This is a genomic window from Enterocloster clostridioformis, from assembly GCF_020297485.1.
Classification (GTDB): domain Bacteria; phylum Bacillota; class Clostridia; order Lachnospirales; family Lachnospiraceae; genus Enterocloster; species Enterocloster clostridioformis.
This window is the reverse complement of record NZ_JAIWZC010000001.1, coordinates 1,015,825-1,031,575: the sequence shown is the minus strand read 5'-3', so window position 1 is coordinate 1,031,575 and position 15,751 is coordinate 1,015,825. Positions and strand designations below refer to the sequence as shown.

The following is a 15,751-nucleotide window of genomic DNA, read 5'->3' as shown; positions in this document are numbered from 1 at the left end:
TACCATTAAGCGGATAAAAAACAACTGGAATATTCCATGATTTTGTATTATAATGATGCCTGCTATTTTTGGAAAGGTAGAATATAATGCACCGGATGGAATCATACATGACACAGCCGGCTATATGGCAGTCATTTACGCAGGGCTTTTTGCGACGGCTGCCTACAATGGACTGGCTGCTGTCCATCGGGATTCCCATGGGCCTTCAGTTTTCCATAACAGCCATAGGCACTATCATCGTACAGGGGGCCGTCAATGCCTTTGGGTCCGTGTACATTGCCGGTTTCTCGGCAGCGGGTAAGATTCAAAACATTGTGTCCACTGTTTTTGTGGCCTTCGGGGCTGCGGCAGCGACCTATGTGGGGCAGAACCGGGGCGCGGGCCGCATGGACCGGGTCCATCAGGGAGTCAAGTCCATCCAGATCATGATTCTGGTCTGGAGCGCTGTGATGATTCTGGTGATCCATTTATTCGGAGACATGCTGATTCGCATATTTATTGATGCATCGGAGACAGAGGTAATGGATGCGGCCAGTACGTATTTCAGGAGGCATGTTTGAACTGGTTGCCAGGGCAGCCATTGTGGCGGTTGTGGCAGGAAGCCTCGGATATATGGGAGTGTGCCTGGCGGATCCTGCGGCCTGGCTGGCGGCCCTGATCCCCATTGTGCCTTATTACTTTTATAAAATCTCCAGGATTTCCCGGGAAGAAACCTGTGGTGGCACAATCACGGCGGATGTGATATGATAAAAACGATTGTGGCAGTTCGGTCCTGTACTGTCATAAAGAAATGAGGACGGATGATATGACGGATGTGAGACGGCTTCCGGAGGACTTTCTGCTGAAAATGCAGAAGCTTCTGGGGGAGGAATACGGGCAGTACCTTAAAAGCTTCAAAGAGGAGTGGAAGCCAGGTCTCAGGGTGAACACATGGAAGATAGATCCGCGGGATCTGGCAAAGCTGGTGCCGTGGGACCTGGAGCCGGTGCCGTGGACTGACAATGGTTTTTATTACGACGGGTCGCTGGAGGGAGAGGCCTTAAGGCCCTCCAAGCATCCGGCTTATTACGCGGGACTCTATTACCTCCAGGAACCCAGCGCCATGACTCCGGCAGCCATGCTGCCCGTGGTTCCCGGAGACAGGGTGCTGGACCTTTGCGCTGCCCCGGGAGGCAAGAGCACGGAGCTGGCTTCAAAGCTTAAAGGCCGCGGAATGCTTGTGTCCAACGACATCAGCTATTCCAGGGCCAGGGCCCTTCTCAAAAACTTGGAGCTGGCCGGCGCGGCCAATATCTGCGTCACCAGTGAAGCGCCTGAAAAGCTGGCCTGCGTGTGGCCGGAATACTTTGATAAGATACTGGTGGATGCCCCCTGTTCCGGGGAAGGTATGTTCCGCCGCGATGAGGATATGGTGAAGGATTGGAAGGAAAAGGGGCCGGAATACTATGTGCCCGTCCAGCGGCAGATACTGTCCCAGGCGGCAGCCATGCTTAAACCGGGGGGATATATGATGTATTCCACCTGTACGTTTTCCGTGGAGGAGGATGAGGGGAACGTCTCCTATATACTGGAGGAATTTCCCCAGATGGAATTATGCTGTCTGGGCCTGGATAAAGTGCCGGGAGCCTGCGGCGGATTCGGGCTTTCCGGCTGCATGCGGCTCTTTCCGCACCGCCTAAGAGGAGAAGGGCATTTTCTGGCCCTGATGCGAAAAAAGGGCGGGGATGATGGGGAGGCCCGGACTGAGCACGGCGGGGTGAGAGGAACTGCGGACAAGGGGATTTTCCGGTCCACGGACAAGGGGATACTGCCGCCCATAGACCCCGGAACAGTCAGGAAGCGGGCCCGGGCCGTGGAGAAGGAAAAGGAGCTGGATGTATTTTTAGGGCAGAGCGGCGTGGAATGGGACTATGGGAGGATTGTCATACACCAGGACAACGTCTACTATCTGCCGGAGGGACTTGCATGGAACCTGCCCCTGAGATTTCTGCGCACGGGACTGCTTTTGGGCGAGCTTAAAAAGGGACGGTTTGAGCCGTCCCAGGCCCTGGCCATGTCCATGAAAGCCGGGCAATTTCCAAATACAGTCAGCTTCCCTGCCGGTGACAGCCGGGTTCTCCGCTACCTGAAGGGAGAGACTATTTCCCTGGAAGTAGACGAGGGGCCGGTCAGGGGATGGTGTCTGGCAGCCATGGAGGGATTTCCTCTTGGCTGGGCCAAAGGTACGGGAATGAGCCTGAAGAATAAGTACTATCCCGGCTGGAGATGGCAGTAGCAATCCGGCTGGAGATGGCAGCAGTAAAACAAGCAGTGGGAGGGAACAAACCGATGGCTGATAAGGGCAGGAAAAACGGACCGATGCGTCTTGACCGGTTTCTGGCTGAGATGGGATACGGAACCCGTACCCAGGTAAAGGATATGGTGAAGAAGGGACGGGTCCGGGTAAACGCAGAGGCGGTAAAGGACGCGGACCGGAAGGTGAACCCGGAATCGGACCTGATAGAAGTGGACAGGAGCCAGGTGGCTTACGCCAGAATGGAGTATTATATGCTCAATAAGCCCCAGGGCGTGGTGTCCGCCACCGAGGACAGGAAATACCCTACGGTGGTGGGGCTTATCAGGGAAGCCTTGAGAAAAGACCTGTTTCCGGTGGGCAGGCTGGATATTGACACGGAGGGGCTCCTTCTCATCACCAATGACGGGGATCTGGCCCATAATCTGCTGTCGCCTAAAAAGCATGTGGATAAGGTATATCTGGCCCATGTGTCAGGCGGGCTGCCGGAGGATGCCGTAAGGCGGTTTGAGGAAGGAATCAAACTGGAGGACGGCACCATGACGCTTCCGGCAAAGCTTAAGATACAGGAAGCGGCAGGGAGGGAGAAAGAATGGCAGGAAGTGCTGGTCACCATAAGGGAGGGGAAGTTCCACCAGATTAAGCGGATGTTTGAGGCCCTGGGGTGCAGGGTGGAGTATCTGAAACGGATATCCGTGGGTCCCCTTATGCTGGATCCGGAACTGAAACCAGGGGAATACCGCCCCCTGACACCTGAGGAGGAGTATTCCATAAAGGATTGCGGGAACCGCAGAAACCGTGTATAACTATATAAGAGTCACAGAAAACTTGTCAACATGTTTATAGACAGAGGAAAATAGGGAAAGATGAAGTTAAACAGGAAAAAAGCAGTTATATTTGATTTGGACGGCACCCTGGTGGATTCCATGTGGATGTGGAAGGCCATTGACATAGAATACCTGGCCAGGTTTGGCCTTACCTGCCCGGATGACCTGCAGAAGGAAATCGAGGGCATGAGTTTTTCTGAGACTGCGGTGTATTTTAAGGAACGGTTCCAGTTAAAGGAGACACTGGATGAGATAAAGAATGCCTGGATTCAGATGTCCATAGAGAAGTACAGAAAGGAAGTACCCCTAAAGCCGGGAGCAGGGGCTTTCCTGGAATTTATCTCAGGGAAGGGACTGGTGGCCGGCATTGCCACCAGCAACGGAAGGGCCATGGTGGATGCGGTTCTGGATTCCCTGGATATCCGCAGGTACTTTAAGGTGGTGGCAACGGCCTGTGAGGTGGCTGCCGGCAAGCCTGCCCCGGATATATATCTGAATGTGGCGGAGCGCCTTCAGGTGGCGCCGGAGGACTGTGTTGTGTTCGAGGATGTGCCTGCCGGCATCCAGGCCGGAAAGAATGCGGGCATGACTGTCTTTGCTGTGGAGGATGCATTTTCACTGGAGATGAAGGAAGAGAAGGAAAAGCTGGCAGATTACTATATCAGGGATTATTACGAATTATTGGATGGAGCGGCAGGATGAAAAACGATTATTTACCTATGAACCGGAATGATATGAGCATCAGGGGATGGAAGCAGTGCGACTTTGTGTATGTGTCCGGGGACGCCTATGTGGACCATCCTTCCTTCGGCACAGCCATCATATCCCGGCTGCTGGAGGCCCATGGATATAAGGTGGGAATCATTGCCCAGCCGGACTGGAAGGATAAAAAGAGCATTGAAGTGCTGGGAAGGCCCAGACTGGGCTTTCTGGTATCGGCGGGAAACATGGATTCCATGGTGAACCATTATTCCGTGTCCAGGAAGCGCCGGAAGGAGGACTCCTATACACCGGGCGGCGTCATGGGAAAACGGCCTGACTATGCCGTGACGGTGTACTGCAACCTGATACGGTCCGCGTATAAGAATGTGCCTGTCATCATAGGCGGAATCGAGGCCAGCCTTCGCCGCCTTGCCCATTATGACTATTGGTCGGATAAGCTGAAGCGCTCCGTGCTGCTTGATTCCCAGGCGGACCTGATATCCTATGGCATGGGAGAGCGGTCCGTTGTGGAGATTGCCGATGCTCTGGACAGCGGGCTGGATGTGAAGGATATTACCTTTATTGACGGGACGGTATATAAGACAAAAAGCCTGGAATCTGTTTATGATTATAAAATGCTTCCTGATTATGAGGAGCTTTTAAAGGACAAAAGGGAGTATGCCAGAAGCTTTTATGTCCAATACAGCAATACGGACCCATTTTCCGGGAAGCGTCTGGTGGAGCCCTATGGGAATCAGCTTTTTGTGGTGCAAAATCCTCCCTCCAAGCCCCTGAGCCAGGAGGAGATGGATGCGGTATATGATCTTCCTTACATGAGGAACTACCATCCGTCCTATGAGGAGTTTGGAGGCGTGCCCGCCATAAGAGAAATCAAGTTCAGCCTGATCAGCAACCGGGGATGCTTCGGCGCATGCAGCTTCTGCGCCCTGACCTTCCACCAGGGACGCATCATCCAGGCCAGAAGCCACGAATCCCTGGTGGAGGAGGCAAAGCTTCTGACAGAGGAGCCGGATTTCAAGGGTTATATCCATGATGTGGGCGGACCCACCGCGGATTTCCGTTTCCCTGCCTGTGAAAAGCAGCTGACAAGCGGCGCGTGTCCGGGCCGCCAGTGTCTTTTTCCTGAACCTTGTAAGAATCTGCGGGCGGACCACGGCGATTACATTGCCCTGCTGAGAAAGCTGAGGGCTCTTCCAAAGGTAAAGAAGGTGTTCATCCGTTCCGGTATCCGGTTTGACTATGTGCTGGCGGATTCCAACCGGAAATTCTTAAGGGAACTGTGTGAGTTCCATGTCAGCGGTCAGCTTAAGGTGGCGCCGGAGCATGTGGCGGATAAGGTGCTGAGCCGTATGGGAAAGCCCAAAAACAGCGTTTACCGCCAGTTTGTGAAGGAGTATAAGGAGATGAACCAGAGGCTGGGCAAGGAGCAGTATCTGGTGCCCTATCTCATGTCCTCCCATCCCGGTTCTTCCATGAAGGAGGCGGTGGAGCTGGCTGAGTATCTCAGGGATTTGGGATATATGCCGGAACAGGTACAGGACTTTTACCCCACCCCCTCCACTGTTTCCACCTGTATGTATTACACGGGATATGACTGCCGGACCATGGAGCAGGTCTATGTGCCGGTCAATCCCCATGAGAAGGCCATGCAGAGGGCCCTGATTCAGTACAGGAATCCCAAGAATTATGATTTGGTGGCGGAAGCCCTGAAGATTGCGGGGCGCACGGATTTAATCGGATATGACAGAAAATGCCTGATTCGCCCAAGGGACGGATACAGGGGCGGCGGGACGGTCCCGGCGGCAGGAAAGGCAAAGGGAACCGGATATAAGGCGGCCGGCCAGGGAAGCCGCGGCCAGAAGCCTAAGAAGACCATACGCAACATCCACAAAAAGAAAGGAACGTGACAGGTATGAAGATTGCTGTAGTGACCGGAGCGTCCTCCGGTATGGGCAGGGAAACCATCATCCAGCTGTGGGAACATTTTAAGGGCTTTGATGAGATTTGGATTATAGCCAGGAGAAGAGAGCGTCTGGACGAACTGGACCGCCAGGCGGGGGTACCCCTGCGCAAATTCGCGCTGGACCTGACAAGGGAACGTGACAGGGATGTGCTGTCACAGGCCCTTGTCACCGTGAAACCTCAGGTAAAGTTTCTGGTCAATGCAGCAGGCTTTGGTAAGATTGGGCGGGTGGAGGAACTGGGCTTAAAGAGCGAGACGGACATGGTGGTTTTAAACTGTGAGGCTCTGTGCGCCGTAACCCGCATGGTGCTGCCCTATATGGAATGCAACAGCCGGATTATCCAGTATGCATCTTCCGCAGCGTTCCTGCCCCAGCCCGGATTTGCCATCTATGCGGCCACAAAATCCTTTGTCCTCAGCTACAGCAGAGCCCTGAACCAGGAGCTGAGAAGCCGGAGAATCTATGTGACGGCTGTGTGTCCGGGACCGGTAAATACGGAGTTCTTTGACATTGCCGAGTCCACAGGTGTGATTCCTCTCTATAAGAGGTTAGTCATGGCAAATCCAAAGCGTGTGGTTCAAAAGGCCATCCGGGACAGCATTGCGGGCAGAGAGATATCAGTCTACGGCATTACCATGAAAGTCTTCCGGCTGCTGTGCAAGGTGCTTCCCCACCGCATGCTGCTGGCAGTCATGAGCTTCATGAATGAATAATTACCTATGAAGGAGTGCCGCCATATGCAGACACTGACAATTACCCGTAATGAAGCCGGACAGCGGCTGGATAAGCTTCTTACAAAATATCTGAACCAGGCCGGCAAGGGTTTTCTCTATAAAATGATGCGCAAAAAGAACATAACTCTGAATGGAAAGAGATGCGATGGTTCCGAACGTCTGGAGGAGGGAGATCAGGTAAAGCTGTTCCTCTCGGATGAGACCATAGAAAAGTTTTCTGTACCGGACATCAGAAGGTATGCCGGCAGGACCGGAGACAGCGGGAGTGCAGGCACATCCGCCGGAGAAACGGAGAGAGCAGTCCGGGAAAAAGGTGTGGAATCCCGGGAACACATGAGCTGGAATGGAAGGAAACGTCTGGACATTGTCTATGAGGACCAGCATATCCTGGTGGTGAATAAACCATCCGGCATGCTGTCACAGAAGGCAAAGGACAGCGACATGTCCCTAAATGAATACATCCTTAATTATCTTATTGATTCAGGAAAGCTTCCCATATCCCAGCTGCGCACCTTTAAGCCGTCTATCTGCAACCGGCTGGACAGAAACACCAGCGGACTGGTGGTGGCCGGAAAATCCCTGGCGGGCCTCCAGGTTATGAATGAGGTGTTTAAGGACAGAAGCATACACAAGTACTACCAGTGTCTGGTTGCCGGTGAAATAAAGGAGAAACAGCTGATTGCGGGCTTCCTGAAAAAGGATGAGAGCACGAATACCGTAAGCATTTATCCTCTGGAAGTGGAGAACAGCGTCCCTATCATGACCGAATATCTGCCGCTGTCCGGCAACGGAACATTCACACTGCTGCAGGTGACCCTGATTACAGGAAGAAGCCATCAGATTCGTGCCCATCTGGCGTCCATTGGTCATCCGATTGTGGGAGACTATAAGTATGGAAGCCGCAGCTTAAACGATGCATTAAAAAAGAAGTACGCGGTCCGGTCCCAGCTCCTTCATTCCTGGAGGCTGGTCATGCCCGAAACACTTCCCGCGCCCCTGGAGCATCTGAGGGGAGAGGAGTTTACCGCCGGTCTGCCGGTGATTTTCAGCACGGTTATGGAAGGTGAGGGGATAGGGCTGCCTTCCGGAAACCAGGGCGATTATCCCGGACCGGGACAGGGATGATTATTTCTGACATTATCCCGGACCTGGGCAGGGAATTCTTGACAGGAATTCATCTTTGGGTTATGCTAGATAATGTTTGAAATTGCCGTTTTTTGCTGCTGTTTTCTCCGTGTGGAGAATGGTTGGCAGAAGGGAATTTTCAGGCGTGTTCTGTACAAGTAAAAAACAGCTTTCCGGCCAATGATGGCCTGATGCTGAGGAAATGAGAGGGATATATCAGATGGGAAAGATTATACTGACCGGTGACCGCCCCACAGGACGGCTTCACGTAGGACATTATGTGGGCTCTTTAAAGCGCAGGGTGGAGCTGCAGAATTCAGGAGAGTTTGATGAGATTTATATTATGATAGCCGATGCCCAGGCGTTGACAGACAATGCGGACAACCCGGAAAAGGTGCGTCAGAACATAATAGAGGTGGCTCTGGACTATCTGGCATGCGGATTGGACCCGGGGAAATCCGTTCTGTTCATCCAGTCACAGGTGCCTGAGCTGTGCGAGATGACGTTTTATTATATGGATTTAGTGACCGTATCCAGGCTTCAGCGCAATCCTACCGTAAAATCTGAGATTCAGATGCGCAACTTTGAGGCCAGCATTCCGGTGGGCTTCTTCACATATCCGATCAGCCAGGCAGCGGACATCACTGCCTTTAAGGCAACCACTGTTCCGGTAGGAGAGGACCAGGCGCCCATGATTGAGCAGACCAGGGAAATCGTCCATAAGTTCAACAGTGTCTACGGGGAGACCCTGGTGGAGCCGGACATCCTTCTGCCGGACAATAAGGCGTGTCTGCGCCTGCCCGGTATAGACGGCAAGGCTAAGATGAGTAAATCCCTTGGAAACTGCATTTACCTGTCTGATTCCGAGGACGAGATAAAGAAGAAAATCATGTCCATGTTCACGGATCCGAATCACCTGAAGGTGGAGGATCCGGGACAGGTGGAAGGAAATCCAGTGTTCATTTATCTGGATGCGTTCTGCCGGGATGAGCATTTTGAAAAATATCTGCCGGATTATAAGAACCTGGATGAGCTGAAAGCTCATTACACCAGAGGCGGTTTGGGTGATGTGAAGGTGAAGCGGTTCCTCAACAGCGTGCTTCAGGATGAACTGAGGCCCATCCGTGAGCGCCGCAGGGAAATCGCCAAGGACATTCCTGCTGTTTACCGCATCCTGGAGGAGGGCAGCCGCAAGGCAGAGCAGAAGGCAGCCCAGACCCTGGCTGAGATGAAGAGGGCCATGAAAATCAATTACTTCGAGGATAAGGAATTGATTGCGGAACAGGCTGAGCGGTTCAGGACTGAGATGGAGTAGGTTTTATACGGCTTTATTTGGCTTTTGCGGTATGCGGCTTCGTAAGACAATGATTAAGCATGAGACATAAATGAATGGAAAGCTCCGGCAGAAAATGCTGGGGTTTTTTTTCGTTACATGGTACAATGGAGGAGTAATTGAAAACCAAGGGCAGGACATAGGGAAGAAGGGGAGATATGGAACGACAAAATAATGAAATACAGTTGGAATTCCAGATGACAAAAGGCGAATTGGCGGAATACTGTGTGAACGTTACTGTAAAAGAAATATGGTCACAGAAGCTGGTAGTAGCAGTATTTGTAATGTTCCTTTTGGCAGGAGTTGGAAAAGGACTGCTTATGGCAGCATTGGGAATGGGAGTTGAATATCTGGAGGGAGTAGTGGTTTGCTGGTGCCTTTTTATGGGCGGAATACTGGCTGTTTCGTGTATCCTGCTGTATTGGCAGTGCGGCAGGCAGGGATTCCTGAAACCCAGGGTATACAAAGTGGAACAGGGATACCTGTGTTGTGAAAACGATAAGAGCAGGATACCGTGTTCCTGGTATTCATACCAGGCCGAAACGCACAGGGTTCTGATTTTGAGAAGGTCTGTGGCAAGAAAAAACCATGTGTTTCTGGCTGTTCCTAAACGTATTTTCCCGGACAGGGTAACTATGGACCGCTTCCTGGAGCAATTTCAAAATCCGCAGGCAGTGGAGGATGATGGGCATGTTGTGGAGGGCTTATTTAACTTTTATTTCTTTATGGACCAGAAGGCTTGGTCCCATGCCTGGATTCAGGGAATACAGGTGGGACTTCGGGTAAAGAAATTATACGGTGTAAAGAGAGATAAATGGTTCCGGGTAATGGAAATCATGGCAGCGTTATGCGGATTGTGCATTGGTATCATACTGAACAATACTACCCTGACTGCGGTTTTTCTGACCTTGCTTCTTTTGAGCTATATGAGGGAGCATGGGATGTCAGAGTCATTTTACATGAAACAAATAAGGAGTGGATGGATGCCGTCAAAAGGGATTGGAAGGTGGGAACTTTCCATTGGGGAACATGGAATCTGCATGAAGAGGGGGCTGGAATTTGCAGGGTACGGTTGGAAGGATTATAATTGTCTGGCTGAAACTGAGGACACATTTTATTTCGTGAATACAGGGGCAGGACGCGGGATAGAGTGTATCCCGGTTCCCAAGTGGGTGTTTAAGGACCATGGGGAAATGGATGCATTTCTCAATTTCTGCCGTGACAGAGGTGTGAAGTGGAGCGGAGTGGATAAAACAGAGGTCCTTCTTAAGAATGACAGGATGCTTTATATCCTGATAGCCCTGGTATTATTGGCTGTGCTGATTTCCAGTATCATCCGGGCCGTGTGTTTGTGAGAGCCAGGAAAAGACAGGGACGAGCTTTGGGACGTTTTTTAGAAAAACCTGTTGACTCTGCCCTTAGGTCAGAGCTTATACTTGGAACAGATTCGAATCAGGCAAACAGAAAATGAATGGAGGAGCGGAACCATGCTGGCCATAGGACAGATGTCAAAGGTATGTGGGGTGAGCGTTAAGACACTGCGTCACTATGATAAGATAGGCCTTCTAAAGCCCCAGAGAACAGATGAGATAAACGGATACCGGTACTACGAGGACTCTCAGATTGGCACCATGCTTTTGATTGGAAGGCTGAAACGGTATGGTTTTTCCCTTACGGAAATTCAGGCTCTGCTTACCATCCCGGACAGCAGGGAGTTGCTGCGGCAGCTGTACAAACAAAGATTCCGCCTGGAGCGGCAGATGGAGTATATTTCCATAACTATCAGGGAAATGGGGTATCATCTGGAAGAATTTGAAAGGACAGGTGACATTATGAGTTATCAGAACAATTATGAGATTCAGATAAAGGAAGCGGAGGAACAGGCTCTTGTTACCCAGAGACACAAGATGTCAGTGGAGGAATTCGGCACATACTATGGAAAGATATACGAAAAAATTGCCAGGGAACACATGACCATAAACGGGGTGATCATGGCTGTCTATCACGACCAGGAATTTGACCCGGCATACAGCGATATCGAACTGGGAGTGGGTATCACGGAGCGGGATAAGGCTGACTTTATCATGCCGGGCTGTCTGTGTGCGGCGACTATCCACAGGGGCCCCTATTCAGGACTGCCGGATGCCTACGGCGCCATCGTGGCCTGGATTAACGCCAATGGCTATCATATGAATGGGATGCCTTATGAGATTTACCGCAAGAACCAGTTTGACAAGCTTCCGCCGGATGAGTGGGAGACAGAGATTTTCTTTCCAGTGAAAAAGTAAAGAACAGGCAGGCGGTGAAGAGGTTCCCAAAAGGCTGCCGTAGTCCCAGAACATAGGGGCTGCGACAGCCTGCAGATATAAGTTTCAAATCATTTCCAAATAAAATTTTCCCTTCCGGCGCCAACCTCAAAATGGTATTTCACAATGCCAATATCAATTTGGGACATAGGGCGATTATCCTTTGGGCGGATGGATACGGTATTCCCACTAGCTTCGATAAAAAAATTCTGTTTGTTGAATAATTTTTCCATGCTCTTTGACTTATGCTGCGTACCGTCAGTAGTGCCATAACCAATCGCGATGACACCAACCAGCTCCTCATGGGGAGCTAACGAAACAGGACATTTTTTCGCATTGTATGTATTTGTGACCCAACACGAGTTAAGACCTGCTTGTTGAGCCTTAACCATGAGACGCGCTCCATAGTAGCCACACTCCGCATAAAAACCGTCTTGCTTTTTGGCTGCCAAAGCAATATAGTTTTTTACATTTTTGAATCTCCCGAAAAGGGGAATCATGCTTTTAAATGCCTCCCCATTTTCCGTTACTAACTGGATATGCAGCTGTCCCAGCCGGTTACACTGGTCAATTTCTTCTTTCAGTCCATCAATAACCGCAGGTGAGAGTGGTTTCGTTGTATAATTCCTGACTGCGTGTCTTGCTCTGATTGCTTCTGATTCCGTCATAATAAGTTCCTCCTGGTTTTCAACTCATGTTACAGTATTACCTTGTTAAGCAGTATTCTTTCTGTAAGAGCGCCCCAATCACCATTGTCATACTGTACGCCTTTCATGTTAGCCATAGCTGCCAGACCGTGTACGGCTGCCCACATTACCAAAAGGTCGTCTCTTAACTCTTTTTCATCAATGTTTAGTTCCCTCATTCCTCTTTTTGCACCATTTACAAAAATTTCAAATGGAGTAAAGGAGCTGTTCCATGTGATTTCAGTTTCCTTTATTTGAATGCCCAGATATTCACTGTCAAATAAGAAATTAAAATAGTGCGGATACTTTGCAAAAAATTCCACATAGGCCACGCCCATAGAAATTGTAACATTATGACAGGGATTATCTTCAACTGCCTGTTTTAGAGCGGCTGCGAATCTGTCGATCACATAAGAGTACATTCCCCGGAGCAGCTCATCAATATTTCCAAAGTGATTGTAGCAGGCAGTTGCTGATACACCTACTTGTTTCGCCACCTTTCGTAAAGAAAATTTTTCAATCCCCCGCTCATGAATTAGCTCAATTCCCTGTTCGATGAGCGTTTCTTTTAAATTACCAAAATGATATGGCTTTTTTTCTCTTGTATGTGTATTCATATTACATCCCCTCAAATTAACAGATGTTAACATATAGTATATTCCTGATGTTAACATATGTCAATATAAACATTTACATGAATGCGTCAAGCTTCCATACCGTTTCCCGTATAACTTGTTTTTCGATTTTATGAAGATATCCTTAATATCCCAAAACCTTCATTGACTTGCCCTCTTTGGTCCAATATACTGGATAATATAGTATATTTCGTTTGGGCACAGGGGGAATGGAGGCAGTATTATGAAACATTTCGGTTGGGGAAGGAGATGGGCAGAAATGGCAGGGGTCAAGGCGGGAATCATGGCAGGGATTTTTCTGGTTATTCTGGGGTGTGCCGGGTGCGGTGAGGGACGGCAAAACGCGCAGGAAGCATCCAGCTTTGTACCTGCATATCAGTTTGCCCCAGGATTTGGAATCATAGCCCATTCACCGTATCAGGTGTATGTTCTGGAAAATGAAAGCGGATATTCTGTCAGCAGGAATGGGGTGACAGTGGAATTGGTGCGTGGAATGCTGCAGAATAATGAGATGGTCGCTGAACTGCGTATATTGGACTACAGGAAAAACCGAATGGAGAATGACATGGAGGCGGGTTCCCGGAGCTTTGATATGCGCTGTTTTGGACCGGGAATACCGGATATGGGGTATACGGCAGAGCGGATGGGAACGCACAGCGAAAACCATGATGCCGGGGACGCCGGATACCGTGAGATTTTGGCAGAGTTCTGTACCACATCCAAGAAGATTGACACGGAGAAAGGGCTGGCCGGATATTATTTCCAGATAGACGGCCTGGATGAAAACCTGGAATTTTCCTGGACTCAGGCCAAAGGCTACGAGCAGATTTCGGATATGGAAGGGGCTGTCCGGCATGAGGACAGATGGATGGTGCCAAGAGCGGTTCCGGCAGGAGAAAAGGGGCTGGCAGTGGAGCTTTATGCGTTCAGCGAAAACATCAGTGAACAGTTGATACCAGGAAGAATCAACCCTTTGAGCAGCCAAAAGGAGGAAATCACCCTTTTGGGTGAAGATAAAAAGATTTACAGGCAGACAAGGGAATCACTGCCCATGGTGATGAACCGGGATCCAGAAGTGGAATACAGGATAAATGGCTCGGACGGACGTATATGGTACTTTGACGTTCCGGCTGAATTGCAGAGCGGAAGCTTTCAGCTTTCCGTGCCTTCCGTCACCCTCATATCTTCAGAAGAATCAGGGGTGATTATCCTGCCTTTGACTGGGGAGAAATCTGGAAAAGAAGGTGTATCGGACCGGGAAATCCTGTTTAAGGACCACGGATTGGAAATCGTGTCAATGGAAGCCACGGGCGGTAAGGGGACATTCGGACCGGAAATGGGAGCAAGTGATGGTGAGGGGACAGGGGAATCCCTGTTTTGCCGTCTGGAGCTCAGAGCGCAGGCGGCAAAAGGCAGCGGGCAGATGGAAATGGTCCTGTGCAGGGTTAAAACAAAGGGGACATCGGACCAGGATGAGTGGCTGGATGTAATGCCGGATAAGGAGTCCGTATCAGACCCTGACCTGGGCGGCCGCTTTATATTTTATCTGCCGTATGAGGAGGGGGATGACTCCATTACATTTCAGCTCTGGCATCCGTATTATGTCTGGGAGCAGCCTTTCAGTCTGGAGATATCTGTGTCCTGAAGCCATGTATAAGAGGATGGGCTTTTCCGAAAAAAAGGAGTATCTGGTTTACTATTTCTAGTTTCCGGTAGCTTATCCTGAGATTCATCCTGAGATCCTTCCGGTGATTCTCCCCACATTTCCCCCTGCATTCTCTGCTGACGGTGTTCACAGTGTTCCGTGTGGCCCTTTATCTCTTTCATGGTCTTATCCTTGAATTCGTCCAGCGTGGCCTGGGGGTCAGCTGTGAGAAGCTCCTGTATGGCGTAATACTTTCCTAAGGACATCCCGTGCTGGTGGGCTTCCTCACACATGTGGCTGTCCACGGTGGCATACTCTGCTTTTACGCCATGGCACTGCATTAAGGCTGTGTCCACGCACTCCTGAAGGCTTGAGAGCATCTTAAGGTCCCTGTCTTTTGTTTCCAGCGTGATGGAGACAAGGGCGTCTTTTTTCAGATACTGCTGCATGGCATCGCTGCCCAGCAGAAGCGCCAGTGCCTCCTCATATTCCAGGTGTTTCAGCGAAAGGGTCTGGAGGACGGTCTCGCTTTCTTCCCCGTAGGTGGTCTGGCCCACCACCTTTCCCCAGCGGTTGATGTCCAGTTCAATGCCGGGGTTCACGTCTATGCTGATGACGGCTGCTTTCGTGTAGTACAGGCTGTAACTGCCCAGGCCGCTGGTGGCAAAGAGCAGGAGACAGGCAAGGGATACCGCCCATTTCATTCTGCGCGGCACCGGCTTTCGCTCTTGACAGATGTGTATATATGGTATTGACATTTTTATGTAAAATACCCGCAATCTCCACGGCTGAGTAACCCTCATAATAATGCAGATAAACGATGATTCTGTATTTATCAGGAAGCTTCATCACGGATTCCAGCACATGGGACAGATCCGGGCTTTTTGTATCAGCCATGCTCATGGCCTCCTACATCTGATTCCTGCCGCATAGCCGCTCCATATGTCCGGTACTGCCAGGTGCAGTACCGTTTTTCTATCTGTAATGTGAACCGCAGCCGCGTCTGCCATGAGGGCTGTTTCCGCCATGGCATCCATACCCTGAAGTGCCTGGTGAGGACGTCTGTCCATGGTTTTTCCGTCCGGGCATATCCAATCCCCGTCCTCAGACCAGCGGCCTTCGCAGTCTCCGTGTTCGTGGCTCCTGCAGTATTCATAGTCCGTACAGCCAGCATATCCTCTGGGACAGGTCCGGCCGGCACCCCATGCAAGACTGCTTCCCGCTGCGGTTAATAGAATGCCTGTGGCTGCTGCTGTCATTATAGTTCTGATTTTCATGTTTCAATTTCCTTTTTTGATTCGTTCACTATTAATACGATAATACGATTGAGGCTCCGGAATCCTTTCCGTTACTTTATATTTTTTTGAAATTGCGGTGCTTGTGAAATATCCTTGATTTTGATATACTTATCTGATGCACGGGATAGAGACACATGGGAAACACTATCCTGCAAATACAGAATACATAAAAGGAATGAACT

Annotated in this window: 15 protein-coding genes and 2 pseudogenes; 12 read left to right on the top strand and 5 right to left on the bottom strand. The window is 50.4% G+C overall.

Translation table 11 applies throughout. The features are described from left to right. Nucleotides 1-164: 164 nt before the first annotated feature. From LA360_RS05140 to LA360_RS05095, 11 genes and pseudogenes are all read left to right on the top strand, one after another. Nucleotides 165-747: pseudogene (locus LA360_RS05140) on the top strand (MATE family efflux transporter); the annotation flags it as partial. A 58-nt stretch (nt 748-805) separates the two neighbouring features. Further along, nucleotides 806-2,275, top strand: a complete 1,470-nt coding sequence (locus LA360_RS05135; protein ID WP_057571808.1) for an RsmB/NOP family class I SAM-dependent RNA methyltransferase — start codon at nt 806-808, stop codon at nt 2,273-2,275. Between the two features lie 53 nt (nt 2,276-2,328). Next, nucleotides 2,329-3,099, top strand: coding sequence for a pseudouridine synthase (locus LA360_RS05130; protein WP_057571828.1), 771 nt, complete (start codon nt 2,329-2,331; stop codon nt 3,097-3,099). A 60-nt stretch (nt 3,100-3,159) separates the two neighbouring features. Beyond that, nucleotides 3,160-3,822, top strand: coding sequence for an HAD family hydrolase (locus LA360_RS05125; RefSeq protein ID WP_002583553.1), 663 nt, complete (start codon nt 3,160-3,162; stop codon nt 3,820-3,822). Continuing rightward, nucleotides 3,819-5,750: a YgiQ family radical SAM protein gene (locus LA360_RS05120; protein ID WP_057571809.1), complete on the top strand. Its 1,932-nt coding sequence runs from the start codon at nt 3,819-3,821 to the stop codon at nt 5,748-5,750. Before LA360_RS05125 ends, LA360_RS05120 begins: the two co-directional genes overlap by 4 nt. Nucleotides 5,751-5,755: 5 nt before the next feature. Further along, nucleotides 5,756-6,520, top strand: a complete 765-nt coding sequence (locus LA360_RS05115; protein ID WP_002583551.1) for an SDR family NAD(P)-dependent oxidoreductase — start codon at nt 5,756-5,758, stop codon at nt 6,518-6,520. A gap of 24 nt (nt 6,521-6,544) precedes the next feature. Then, nucleotides 6,545-7,666 (top strand): RluA family pseudouridine synthase, encoded by a 1,122-nt coding sequence (locus tag LA360_RS05110; protein WP_057571810.1) that lies wholly within the window; start codon nt 6,545-6,547, stop codon nt 7,664-7,666. A gap of 220 nt (nt 7,667-7,886) precedes the next feature. After that, nucleotides 7,887-8,981, top strand: coding sequence for a tryptophan--tRNA ligase (gene trpS / locus LA360_RS05105; protein WP_057571811.1), 1,095 nt, complete (start codon nt 7,887-7,889; stop codon nt 8,979-8,981). A 70-nt stretch (nt 8,982-9,051) separates the two neighbouring features. Then, on the top strand, nt 9,052-9,174 hold the full coding sequence (locus LA360_RS29530) for a hypothetical protein (RefSeq protein WP_263870215.1): 123 nt from the start codon (nt 9,052-9,054) through the stop codon (nt 9,172-9,174). Beyond that, a complete protein-coding gene (locus LA360_RS05100) occupies nt 9,158-10,354 on the top strand; it encodes a YcxB family protein (RefSeq protein ID WP_225537328.1) in 1,197 nt (398 codons plus the stop codon). The genes LA360_RS29530 and LA360_RS05100 overlap by 17 nt, the downstream gene beginning before the upstream one ends. A 132-nt stretch (nt 10,355-10,486) precedes the next feature. Next, entirely contained in the window at nt 10,487-11,287 is an 801-nt protein-coding gene (locus LA360_RS05095) for a MerR family transcriptional regulator (RefSeq protein ID WP_057571812.1), read from the top strand. An 89-nt stretch (nt 11,288-11,376) separates the two neighbouring features. Here LA360_RS05095 and LA360_RS05090 read toward each other — a convergent pair whose 3' ends face one another. Together LA360_RS05090 and LA360_RS05085 are read right to left on the bottom strand one after the other, a co-directional pair. Next, on the bottom strand, nt 11,377-11,973 hold the full coding sequence (locus LA360_RS05090) for a nitroreductase family protein (RefSeq protein WP_057571813.1): 597 nt from the start codon (nt 11,971-11,973) through the stop codon (nt 11,377-11,379). A 29-nt stretch (nt 11,974-12,002) separates the two neighbouring features. Further along, nucleotides 12,003-12,608 carry a TetR/AcrR family transcriptional regulator gene (locus LA360_RS05085; protein WP_002583545.1) on the bottom strand — a complete coding sequence of 202 codons (606 nt, stop codon included), beginning with the start codon at nt 12,606-12,608 and terminating at the stop codon, nt 12,003-12,005. Between the two features lie 241 nt (nt 12,609-12,849). On the opposite strand from LA360_RS05085, the gene LA360_RS05080 reads away from it, so the two are divergent. Next, nucleotides 12,850-14,271: a hypothetical protein gene (locus LA360_RS05080; RefSeq protein WP_057571814.1), complete on the top strand. Its 1,422-nt coding sequence runs from the start codon at nt 12,850-12,852 to the stop codon at nt 14,269-14,271. Here LA360_RS05080 and LA360_RS05075 read toward each other — a convergent pair. From LA360_RS05075 to LA360_RS05065, 3 genes and pseudogenes are all read right to left on the bottom strand, one after another. Continuing rightward, on the bottom strand, nt 14,226-14,975 hold the full coding sequence (locus tag LA360_RS05075) for an anti-sigma-I factor RsgI family protein (RefSeq protein WP_225537327.1): 750 nt from the start codon (nt 14,973-14,975) through the stop codon (nt 14,226-14,228). The two genes, LA360_RS05080 and LA360_RS05075, sit on opposite strands and share 46 nt — an antisense overlap. Then, the gene (locus LA360_RS32105; RefSeq protein WP_465220485.1) at nt 14,857-15,120 is read right to left on the bottom strand and encodes a sigma factor-like helix-turn-helix DNA-binding protein; all 264 of its coding nucleotides are present in this window, start codon (nt 15,118-15,120) and stop codon (nt 14,857-14,859) included. Before LA360_RS32105 ends, LA360_RS05075 begins: the two co-directional genes overlap by 119 nt. Nucleotides 15,121-15,246: 126 nt before the next feature. Beyond that, nucleotides 15,247-15,548 (bottom strand): annotated as a pseudogene (locus LA360_RS05065) (hypothetical protein). Nucleotides 15,549-15,751: the final 203 nt, after the last annotated feature.